The following is a 10,018-nucleotide window of genomic DNA, read 5'->3' as shown; positions in this document are numbered from 1 at the left end:
GGCCGGGACCTGTCCGGCCCTTGCCCGTCCGGCACCCGAGGAACAGAAACGGGGTACTAGTCGCTGACGCGTACGTAGTCGACGACCAGTTGCTGCGGGAAGACAGTGCTGCCGTCGGGGTCACCGGGCCAGTAGCCGCCGACCGCGAGGTTGAGGATCAGGAAGAACGGCTTGTTGAACACCCACTGGTTGCCGCCGAGATCGGCGGGCGTACGGGTCTGGAAGACGTTGCCGTCGACCGACCACTTGATGGAGTCCGGCGCCCAGTCGACCGCGAAGGTGTGGAAGTTGTCCGCGAACGCCTCGCCGTTCGGCAGGCTGTAGCCGGCGCCGATGCCGCCGGAGCCCGAGTAGCCGGGGCCGTGCAGCGTGCCGTGCACGGTGTTGGGCTCGAAGCCGACGTTCTCCATGACGTCGATCTCGCCGCTGTTGGGCCAGCCGACCTGGCCGATGTCGCTGCCGAGTGCCCAGAACGCGGGCCAGATGCCCTGGCCGCGCGGGATCTTCATGCGGGCCTCGACGCGGCCGTACGCGGAGTCGAACTTGCCGGAGGTGTTCAGCCGGGACGAGGTGTACTCACACGTGCCGTACCAGCACTGGTAGTTGCCCGGGTTCTCCTTGCGGGCGGTGATCACGAGATTGCCCTGCCCGTCGAGCTGGGCGTTGTTGTTCCCGGACGTGTAGTACTGCCGCTCGTGGTTGTTGACGTTGTCGCCGGTCTCGATCTGCCACTTGTTCCCGTCGACGCCGGCTCCGGCCGGGCCGTCGAAGTTGTCCTCGAACTTGATGGCAGTGGGTGCCGCGGCGGAGTGGGGGTCCGATGCGGCGGAGGCTCCGGCGGGCACGGCGGCCACGGCTCCGGAGGTGCACAGAAGTGCGAGGGCGTACAGCGCCGTACGGCGCCGCCAGGACATATGCACGGTCATCACATCGCTTTGCGTGGGGGGCATGCGCATGACAGGTACTGCTGGGAGGGGAAGCGCTCGCGCGCTTATTTCAATGCTTGATTTAAGGCAGCCAGGGGATGCCCGTCAAGGAGTTGGTATGGACCAAAATTATCAGCACTGTGTTTTCGGCCCATCCATGTGAACGCGCGGAGCAGTCTTCCCCCACTCAACTCCCGGCGTGGGCCCGTATCTTGACCTGCACATGATGGACGCGGAGCATTCACCCCAGCGTCACAGGCGCTGTGGAAAGCTCCTGCGGAAACGTCACATCGACCTGACCGCCGTGCGTGCAGCCCCACCCGTCGGATCTACGCGCGGTGATCTCCTGATCGAGAGGGCACCCCCCATATGTCTCGTCGTCACCTTCCCGCCGTGCGGCCGGTGCTGGCCCTGTGCGCCGCCGCCGCGGTGCTCGCCGGCAGCGCGACCGCCGCCCCGGCCGCCACACCCCCGGCGGCCTCGTCGGGAACCACCGCCGTCACCTCGACCGGAACCGCCGCACTGGACGACACCTACTACCAGGGCGCTCTCGGCAAGACCGGACCCGCGCTCAAGACCGCGCTGCACGGCATCATCCGCAACCAGACGAAGCTCTCGTACAGCGGCGTCTGGGAAGCGCTGAAGGTCACCGACCAGGACCCCAACAACTCCGCCAACGTGGTCCTCCTCTACAGCGGCATCTCGCGCGCGAAGACGAAGAACGGCGGGGCCGTCGGCGACTGGAACCGTGAGCACGTGTGGGCCCAGTCCCACGGCGACTTCGGTACGTCGCAGGGCCCCGGCACCGACGTCCACCATCTGCGCCCGGAGGATGTGCAGGTCAACGGCATCCGCGGCAACAAGGACTTCGACAACGGCGGCAGCCCGGTCAGCGGCGCCCCCGGGAACCTCACCGACAGCGACTCCTACGAGCCGCGCGACGCGGTCAAGGGCGATGTCGCCCGCATGATCCTCTACATGGCGGTCCGCTACGAGGGCACCGACTCCTTCGCCGACCTCGAACCGAACGACCGCGTCAACAACGGCTCGGCCCCCCTGATGGGACGGCTGTCCGTGCTGAAGCAGTGGAACGACGAGGACCCGCCGGACGCCTTCGAGAAGCGCCGCAACGACGTCATATACAGCCAGTTCCAGCACAACCGCAACCCGTTCATCGACCACCCCGAATGGGCCGAGTCCATCTGGTGACACCCGTGGATGACACGGCGCGGCCTCCCCGGACGTGATCGTCGCGAATGCTTGAGTGGGGCGTTAACTCCAAGCGCCCCCATCGGGGAATGCTGGCCGGAGCCCCCGGGCGCGGATGATCCAGTCCGCGCCCGGGGGCTTCGGCTTGCCCCGGCGCGCTCCGCAGCCAGCCCTCTGGAGGTCGTCCGTGACACCCGTCTCGGCCACCGATGTCATCACCGACGCGCTGGTGGAGCTCCAGCGGCGGGTCGCCACCCTGGACGAGGGCGAAGTCGCCTCGTACATCCCGCAGTTGGCCACCGCCGACCCGCGCACCTTCGGTATCGCGCTGACCAGCATGGGCGGCAACCACTACTGGTCGGGCGGCGTCGACACGCCCTTCACCCTCCAGTCGGTGTCCAAGCCGTTCGTGTACGCGCTGGTCCTGGCCGAGTTGGGGCTCGACGAGGTGACCCGGTGGGTCGGCGCGGAGCCCAGCGGCGAGGCGTACAACGCGATCAGCCTGGAGCCGGGCACCGGGCGGCCGGCGAACGCGATGATCAACGCGGGGGCGATCGTCACGACCGCGCTGGTGCCGGGGGCGGACGAGGAGGAGCGGTTCGCGCGGATCCTCGACTGTCTCGGCCGGTTCGCGGGGCGGCGGCTGGATGTGGACGAGCGGGTCCGCGCGTCGGAGTCCGAGACCGGCGACCGCAACCGGGCCCTGTCGTATCTGATGCGCGGCGCGGGGTCGCTGCCCGGCGACCCGAACGGCGTGGAGACATACTTCCGGCAGTGCTCGGTGCGTGTGACGACGGTCGATCTGGCGGTGATGGCCGCGACGCTGGCCAACGGCGGCGTCAATCCCTCGACCGGCGAGACGGTGGTGCCCGAGCCGGTGGCCGTGCAGGTGCTCGCGGTCATGGCCTCGTGCGGGATGTACAACGCGTCGGGCGACTGGCTGCTGCGGGTCGGACTGCCCGCGAAGAGCGGTGTGTCGGGCGGGCTGATCGCCGCCAGTCCGGCGCGGTTCGGCATGGCGGTGCACAGTCCGCCGCTGGACGCCCTGGGCAATCCGGTACGCGGCGTGGCCGTGCTGCGCGAGTTGTCGGCCCGGTTCGGTCTCCATCTGATGCGCCGGTCCTCGCGGACGGCGCCGACCGTGATGCTGGCGGAGACCGCGCGGACCGCGCCGTCGGACCGGCCGCGCAGCGAGGCGGAACGCGAGGTCATCGAGCAGGCGGGTGACAACGTGGCGATCGTCGCCGCGCAGGGGATCCTCGACTTCACGGAGGTCGAACGGCTGCTGCACGAACTGGGCACCGTCGTCCCCGAGGAGCCCGGCTGGGTGGTGCTCGATCTGGAGGAGGTGGCGGAGGTCAGACCGTTCGCCGAGGTCATGCTGCGGGAGGCGCTGAGCCGGCTGGCGGCGCGCGGGCACCAGGTGACGGTGGTCGGCGATCTGGCGCCGCACGCCGACGAGGGCTCGGGGTCGGACGGGGAGGGCGCGTGGCGGCAGGTGCCGTCCCGCCAGTCGGCGGTGGCCCGGTGCGAGGACGCGCTGCTCTCGGCGGGCATCAACCGGCAGAAGGGGCAGGGCGGTTCGGACCGCGAGTGACGGGCCCCTGGGTGGCGCAGCTTCTGGACAGGTGTCTATAGTTCACAGACACCAGTCCAGAACCCAACTCCCCGAGGAAGTCTCCGTGAGTACCGCCGCACAGATCCTGGTCGCCCTCGTGGCCGCCTTCCACGTCTTCTTCATGGTGCTTGAGATGTTCCTCTGGGAGCGCGGCCCCGGCCGCAGACTGTCCGGCTTCGACGCCGAGTTGGCCCGCGCCACCGCGGCCCTGGCCGCCAACCAGGGGCTCTACAACGGGTTTCTGGCGGCCGGCCTGGTCTGGGGCCTGATCGCGGGCGACCCGACCGGGTACCGCGCGCAGATCTTCTTCCTGAGCTGTGTGATCGTCGCCGGGGTGTACGGCGCGGCCACGGCGAACCGCCGCATCCTCTTCGCCCAGGCGCTGCCGGGCGCGATCGCGCTGGCCGTCGTACTGGCGGCGGGATGACCGGCGGGACAGCGGGCGGGGCGGCAGGCTCGGAGCCCCCGGCCGACCCCAGGGCGGCCCGGACGCGGGCCGCCCTGCGGCAGGCACTTCTCGACGAGTGCGCGGAGCGCCCGCTCGAACAGGTGGGCGTGGCCGCGCTGGTGCGCAGGGCGGGGGTCGGCCGGGCCACGTTCTATCTGCACTACGCGGACCTCCAGGCACTCGCCGTCGACGCGTGCGCCACGGTCGTCCGGGAGGCGGTGGACGCGTTGCACGCCTGGCGCGGGCTGCCGGACCCGGCGTCCCCGCCACCCGCTCTGACGGCCTTCTTCACCGGTCTCGTACCGCACGCCGATCTGTACCGCACGCTGCTGCGGCCGGGTGGCAGCGGCCCGCTGGGCGAGTTGCTCCACCGAGAGCTGCGGGAGCGCAGTCGTACGGAACGCGCCCTGGCGGGCCTGCCCGGGTCCGAGTTGATCGACTCGGCGATCGCGGCGTCCTTCGCCGGCGTCCTCGGGGACTGGCTGCACGGCCTGATCGACGCGCGGCCGGAGGCGGTCGCCGGGCACGTGTGGCGACTGCTGATGGTCCTCCACCGCGCCCCCACCGGCTGAGCGCGCCGGGGCGGGCGCCGGGGCCCAGGACCTCGCCCGGAGGACACGGCCTAGAGTCGGAGGTCCGGACCGGGCAGGCCCGCCAGGGTCCGGAGCACAGGATCGGAGCCCCCATGCCGCGTACGTTCACCGTGTCCGACAGCGTCGTCGTCGCCGCCTCCCCCGGGGTCATGTACGAGCAGATCAGCCGGCCCGCGCTGATGGGCCGGTGGAGTCCGGAGAATCTCGGGGCGACGGTCCGTGGCGCGGCCGGTGAAGCCCGGGACACGCACGTGGGGATGGTCTTCGACGGTCACAACAAGCGTGGCCCGATGCGCTGGACGACGCGCTGCACGGTGACGGCAGCCGACGCGGGCGAGCGGTTCGCGTTCCGTGTCCACGCGATCGGGCCCCGCACCCCGCGGCTGCGCGGTCCGATCGCCACCTGGGAGTACCGTCTGGAGGCGGTCGACGGCGGCACGCGCGTGACGGAGACCTGGACGGACGACCGGCGTTCGTGGCCCGACGCCGTCGCGAACGGCTTCGACCGGCTCGCGACGGGCGGTCACACCTTCGCCGATTTCCAGGCCAGGAACATCCACCGGACGCTGAGCAACCTCAAGCGGGCGGTCGAGGGCCCCGCCACGACGGGCTGACGGACCGCGTCAACCCGCCGGTGGCTGCTCACCCGTGACGGTAGGTCACTTTCCCCGCCTGTGGCATATGCCATATGCACCACCGGATCGAGTGTTGCCGAATGCCTTACGGCCCATAGCAGCCTGTGCAACAGTCGTAACAGTCCACCCTTCAGACCTGGCAGGGCCACGCCTGTATCGGAGTTCGAGATGCCGTCCCCTCTGTTCGCGGACCGTCCCGCCCCGCAGCCACCGGAGCGGGGCGTGGTGGAGTCCCTCATCACGCGCACCCGCAGGCTGCGCGGCGACGTGGACGCCGTGCGCAGGGACGCGGTCGCCGACGAGCACGACACGCGAAGGCGCTGGCAGCGCGCCCTCTGCGACCTGGCGGTTCATCAACTCGACGATCTCGGCGCCCACTTGGGACAGCTCAAGAACGGACTCCCCGGCGACGACACCGAGTCGACGGCCGCGGTGGCGGAAGCCGCTGACGAGACCGGTTCGCTGCTGAGCCGGGTCGGCAGCGCCGAGTGGAATCTCCTCACCGACGAGGTCACCTGGTCGCCGGAGCTGTACGAGATCTTCGGCCGTCCGCCCGAGAAGGGCCCGATGACCCTGGACGAACTGCCGTCGGTGATGGTCGCCGAGGACCAGAGCCTGCTCCAGACGCTGGTGACCGAGTGTCTCGTCGACGGCAAACCCATCGACAGCGAGTTCCGCATCGTCAGGACCGACCGGCGCGTCCGCACCCTGCACATGATGGGCGAGCCCGTGCTCGACCCCGACGGGTGCGCCGCCTCCATGTGGGCGGTGCTGCGGGACGTCAGCGAGTTACGCCGCAGCCGGCGCGCCGTCGACGAGTCCGGTGACACGCTCCGGCGCAGCGAGCGGACCGCCAGGGCCGAACAGCGCATCGTGGCGGAGCTGCAGGACGCCGTGCTGCCGTCGTGGCGCGGGACGCTCCACTCCCCGCAGAGCCGGCCGGGCACCCTGGATCTCGCCGGCCACTATCTGCCGCCCACGGGCGGCGGACTCGTCGGCGGCGACTGGTTCGACGCGCTCAAACTCCCCGACGGGAACACCCTGTTGACGGTCGGCGATCTCACCGGCCACGGCGTGACGGCCGCCTCCACGATGGCGATGCTCCTCGGCGCCCTGCGCGGTATGGCGGTGGCGGGCGTCCAGCCCGGCGCGTTGATGGGCCATCTCAACCAGTTGCTCGACACCGCCGAGCAACCCGCGCTCGGCAGCGCCGTCTGCTGCCGCTACCGCGCCGAGACCCGCACCCTCGTCTGGGCACAGGCGGGGCACCCCGCCCCGCTGCTGTTCCGCGACGGGACGGGGCGCGCGCTGACTCCGCTGGACGGCGTTCTGCTCGGCGCGACATCGGGTGCCGCGTACGAACAGGCCGAGATCCAGTTGCTGCCCGGTGATCTGCTGGTGCTGCACACCGGCAGGCTGACCGACCGGACCGGGGTGGACCGGCTTCTGGCGCTCGCACCCCGCCTGACCGGGGCACGTGACGCGCAGGACTGTGTCAGGACGGTCGTCGAGGAGTTCGGTGAGACCGGACGCGAGGACGACGCCTGTGTACTGGTGGCCAGGATCGGCCCGGCGGAGTGGACCGCCCCCGAGGACCCCTGACGGCCCTCTTCGACGTACGGGATCCCGGACCGCGTGCCCGACCGGATTCCTGACATGACTGGATCCTGGGAACTGGACCGTCCTGGGAATTAGACCGTCGAACTCCTCGGCTTCTTCGTCGGGTTCGGCAGGACCGCGTCGATCTCCCTGCGCAGATCCTGGATCGTGGCGTGCGCCGCGTACTGGCCGGTCAGCCGGTACATCTCCCGCAGCCGGTCCCAGGTGCGGTGCGACGAGGTCTCCCCCATCGACACCAACGCCAACCGCGCGTAGCGGTCGGCCTGTTCGGGATCGTCCGCGATGAAGCAGGCCGAGGCCAGTGAGAGGTAGTCGAAGATCATCGACCGCTGACGGCCGTTCTGCCGCAGCTCGATCGCCCGCTTGGCATGCCGTTGAGCTATGGCCGCCGCCGAGGGATCGTGATCGGCGAGCGTACGGTACGCCAGCGCCTCCATGCCGTGCAGATCCGCCTCGTCGAACATCTGCATCCAACTCGGCGGTGGCACGTCGCCCTTGTCCGAGACGAAGAGTTCCTCCGCCTCGCCCAGGGTCCGGCGCATGGCCTGGCCGCGCCCCATCGACGCCTGTGCCCAGGCCTCGATCGTGCGGAGCATCGCCCGGGTACGGGGCAGCACCTCGTCCCCGGAGCCGGAGTTGGCCAGCTTCATCAGGTCCAGCGCCTCGTCCGGCCGCCCCAGATGAACCATCTGGCGCGCCGCCCTGGAGAGCGCCTCGCCCGCGCGCGGACGGTCGCCGCCCTCGCGCGCCGCGTGGGTGGCGATGACGAAGTACTTCTGGGCGGTGGGTTCGAGGCCGACGTCGTGCGACATCCAGCCGGCGAGGACCGCCAGGTTGGCAGCGACGCCCCACAGGCGCCGCTGGAGATGGGGAGGATGGCGGTACGAGAGCATGCCGCCCACCTCGTTGAGCTGGCCCACCACCGCCTTGCGCTGGAGGCCGCCTCCCCGGGAGGCGTCCCAGGCCCGGAACACGTCGACGGAGTGCTCCAGCGCGTCGATCTCCTGCGCCCCGATGGGGGCGGCCTCGTAGCGGTCGTACCCGGCGGGGTCGGCGTGCAGGGATTCGGCGCTCCGGGGAGCGTCGGCTGACAGTGCGGGGTCGGAGTGCAGCCAGTCGTACATGGAACTGCTGAGTGCGGTGCCTGCGGTGAGCACGGCGCTCGCGCCCACCAAGCCGCGTCGGTTGAGCATGAGGTCCATTCCCGTGAATTCGGTGAGGACCGCAGCCGTCCGGTCGGGCGCCCAAGGCAGGCCGTCAGGATTCGATGCGCTCCCGGCGTCCCGTCGTCTCCCCGCGCGTCCGTGTCGTACGAACCCGAGGTCCTCGATGGTCACGACACGGCCGAGCCGCTCGGTGAACAGAGACGCCATCACCCTCGGTACCGGATCGCGCGGGATCTCCCCCATGTCGATCCAGCGTCTGACCCGCGAGGTGTCGGTGGCCAGCTGCGGATGGCCCATGGCCGCCGCCTGTCTGTTCACCAGCCGCGCGAGTTCGCCCTTGGACCAGCCGGCGAGGCCGAACAGGTCCGACAGGCGGGCGTTGGGTTCTCCGGTCACGTCAAGCCCCCAGGTTCTCGGCTGAGTTGACAGTAACCCTCTGTCAGATGCCTGGCGACTATTCGCCAGGCTTCGCCAGGGTGCGCCACATGGTGTGCCACCCGTGGCGGGGTGTCGTGTAGGAACGCGCCACCCCGGCCCGGCAGTCCGACCACATTCCCCAGGGTGTGGAACGACCGCCGGGACGGGCGGCGCGGGTAATTCGTCGGTACACGAAGGGATCCGTTCGCCCATGTACACAGCGTCGTCGTACACAGCATCGTCCTCCGTGACCGCCCCGCCCCGGCAGCAGCGGCCACCCGCGGTCGGCGGTGGACCGTATCTCGACCCCACCCACGCCGGCCGGGCCAGGCGCTGGGCGGGGACGGCCAACGGGCCGCTCGGCGGCCGGCTCGACCTGTCGGGCCCCCAGGGCACGCAGTTGAAGATGGCCATCGCCTCGGTGCACCGGATCTGTCCGGAGTTCAACCCCGTGCAGGTGCTGCGGCGCAGCGGCCGCTCGGTGCTGCTGGTCGGGACGACGGGGCGGACGACCGCGGTGGCCAAGTGTCTACTGGATCAGTCACCCGCGTGGGCCGAGAGCTTCCGGCACGAGATAGCCACATATCGCTCGTTCGTGCGCCACCGGCCGCCGGTGCGGGTGCCCCGGCTGATCGCCGCCGATCCCGACAACTGCACGCTGGTCGTGGAGCGGATGCCCGGACGCGCCGCGGCCCTGTCGCGCCATCCGGTCGAGGCCCCGCCGCGCGCCGACGTACGGACGGTGCTGGGCGCCGTGACCCGGCTCAATACCTGGCGTCCGCCGGGCGACATGTTCGGTCCCGGTCTGGACTACGCGCGGCGGATCACCCGCTATCACGAGCTGGGGCTCTTCACGGACCGGGATCTGGGGGATCTGCAGAAGCTGATGCGTGGTCTCGGGCGGCCGGGCATGCGGCAGTTCTGCCACGGTGACGCGCTGCTCTCCAACATGCTGCTGTCGCCCGCCGGGGCGGTGCTCCTCGACTGGGAGCACGCGGGCTGGTATCTGCCCGGGTACGACCTGGCGACGCTGTGGATGGTGCTCGGCAACAACACACTGGCGCGCCAGCAGATCAGCAAGCTCGCGCAGATCACGGGCACGGCGGACCGGGACGCCTTCCTGGTCAATCTGATGCTGGTGCTGACGGCGGAGATCCGTAAGTACGAGACGCAGGTGCAGCGCACCATGCGTGAGGCGCCTCCGGTCGGCGGGGCGAACCAGCCTCAGCCGGGGGCGCCGAGCGGCGAGGAGCAGCGGCTGCTGCTGCGGCGGCTGCACGAGGACTGCGCCATGGCCCGCCGGGCCGTGCGCGCGGCGGTCGGCACCCGCTGACCGGTGGGTACGACCGGGGAGAGCGGCGCGTCGTGCGCCCGGTGCCGACACAC

Annotated in this window: 9 protein-coding genes; 7 read left to right on the top strand and 2 right to left on the bottom strand. The window is 70.7% G+C overall.

Translation table 11 applies throughout. The features are described 5' to 3' along the window. Nucleotides 1–56: 56 nt before the first annotated feature. Nucleotides 57–956 (bottom strand): family 16 glycosylhydrolase, encoded by a 900-nt coding sequence (locus tag ACFUN8_RS35550; protein WP_383647077.1) that lies wholly within the window; start codon nucleotides 954–956, stop codon nucleotides 57–59. Nucleotides 957–1,295: 339 nt separating this feature from the next. Between ACFUN8_RS35550 and ACFUN8_RS35545 the strand changes: the two genes are divergently transcribed. The 6 genes from ACFUN8_RS35545 (at nucleotide 1,296) to ACFUN8_RS35520 (ending at nucleotide 7,031) form a co-directional block, all read left to right on the top strand. Then, nucleotides 1,296–2,135, top strand: a complete 840-nt coding sequence (locus ACFUN8_RS35545) for an endonuclease I family protein (RefSeq protein ID WP_383647074.1) — start codon at nucleotides 1,296–1,298, stop codon at nucleotides 2,133–2,135. A 187-nt stretch (nucleotides 2,136–2,322) separates the two neighbouring features. Further along, nucleotides 2,323–3,732, top strand: coding sequence for a glutaminase A (gene glsA, locus ACFUN8_RS35540; RefSeq protein WP_383647072.1), 1,410 nt, complete (start codon nucleotides 2,323–2,325; stop codon nucleotides 3,730–3,732). Nucleotides 3,733–3,817: 85 nt separating this feature from the next. Beyond that, nucleotides 3,818–4,180, top strand: a complete 363-nt coding sequence (locus tag ACFUN8_RS35535) for a DUF1304 domain-containing protein (RefSeq protein WP_383647070.1) — start codon at nucleotides 3,818–3,820, stop codon at nucleotides 4,178–4,180. Continuing rightward, on the top strand, nucleotides 4,177–4,773 hold the full coding sequence (locus ACFUN8_RS35530; protein ID WP_383647067.1) for a TetR/AcrR family transcriptional regulator: 597 nt from the start codon (nucleotides 4,177–4,179) through the stop codon (nucleotides 4,771–4,773). The genes ACFUN8_RS35535 and ACFUN8_RS35530 overlap by 4 nt, the downstream gene beginning before the upstream one ends. 113 nt (nucleotides 4,774–4,886) lie before the next feature. Continuing rightward, the gene (locus ACFUN8_RS35525; protein ID WP_383647066.1) at nucleotides 4,887–5,408 is read left to right on the top strand and encodes an SRPBCC family protein; all 522 of its coding nucleotides are present in this window, start codon (nucleotides 4,887–4,889) and stop codon (nucleotides 5,406–5,408) included. A gap of 189 nt (nucleotides 5,409–5,597) precedes the next feature. After that, the gene (locus ACFUN8_RS35520) at nucleotides 5,598–7,031 is read left to right on the top strand and encodes a PP2C family protein-serine/threonine phosphatase (protein ID WP_383647063.1); all 1,434 of its coding nucleotides are present in this window, start codon (nucleotides 5,598–5,600) and stop codon (nucleotides 7,029–7,031) included. Nucleotides 7,032–7,120: 89 nt separating this feature from the next. Here the strand turns inward: ACFUN8_RS35520 and ACFUN8_RS35515 are convergent, their stop codons facing one another. Continuing rightward, complete coding sequence (locus ACFUN8_RS35515) at nucleotides 7,121–8,611, bottom strand: hypothetical protein (protein ID WP_383647061.1); 1,491 nt, start codon at nucleotides 8,609–8,611, stop codon at nucleotides 7,121–7,123. A 232-nt stretch (nucleotides 8,612–8,843) separates the two neighbouring features. Here ACFUN8_RS35515 and ACFUN8_RS35510 point away from each other — a divergent pair, with 232 nt between their 5' ends. Next, nucleotides 8,844–9,965, top strand: a complete 1,122-nt coding sequence (locus ACFUN8_RS35510) for an aminoglycoside phosphotransferase family protein (protein ID WP_383647059.1) — start codon at nucleotides 8,844–8,846, stop codon at nucleotides 9,963–9,965. The last annotated feature ends 53 nt before the right edge of the window (nucleotides 9,966–10,018 follow it).

The organism is Streptomyces sp. NPDC057307, assembly GCF_042667665.1.
GTDB lineage: Bacteria > Actinomycetota > Actinomycetes > Streptomycetales > Streptomycetaceae > Streptomyces.
Note: the sequence above shows the minus strand (reverse complement) of the source record. Positions and strands in the feature narration are given on the sequence as shown.

Bases quoted from the DNA above. Each gene is read 5' to 3' on its own strand.
- ACFUN8_RS35550 (WP_383647077.1), bottom strand. From the start codon at position 956: ATGCGCATGCCCCCCACGCAAAGCGATGTGATGACCGTGCATATGTCC.
- ACFUN8_RS35520 (WP_383647063.1), top strand. From the start codon at position 5,598: ATGCCGTCCCCTCTGTTCGCGGACCGTCCCGCCCCGCAGCCACCGGAG.
- ACFUN8_RS35545 (WP_383647074.1), top strand. From the start codon at position 1,296: ATGTCTCGTCGTCACCTTCCCGCCGTGCGGCCGGTGCTGGCCCTGTGC.
- ACFUN8_RS35530 (WP_383647067.1), top strand. From the start codon at position 4,177: ATGACCGGCGGGACAGCGGGCGGGGCGGCAGGCTCGGAGCCCCCGGCC.
- ACFUN8_RS35510 (WP_383647059.1), top strand. From the start codon at position 8,844: ATGTACACAGCGTCGTCGTACACAGCATCGTCCTCCGTGACCGCCCCG.
- ACFUN8_RS35525 (WP_383647066.1), top strand. From the start codon at position 4,887: ATGCCGCGTACGTTCACCGTGTCCGACAGCGTCGTCGTCGCCGCCTCC.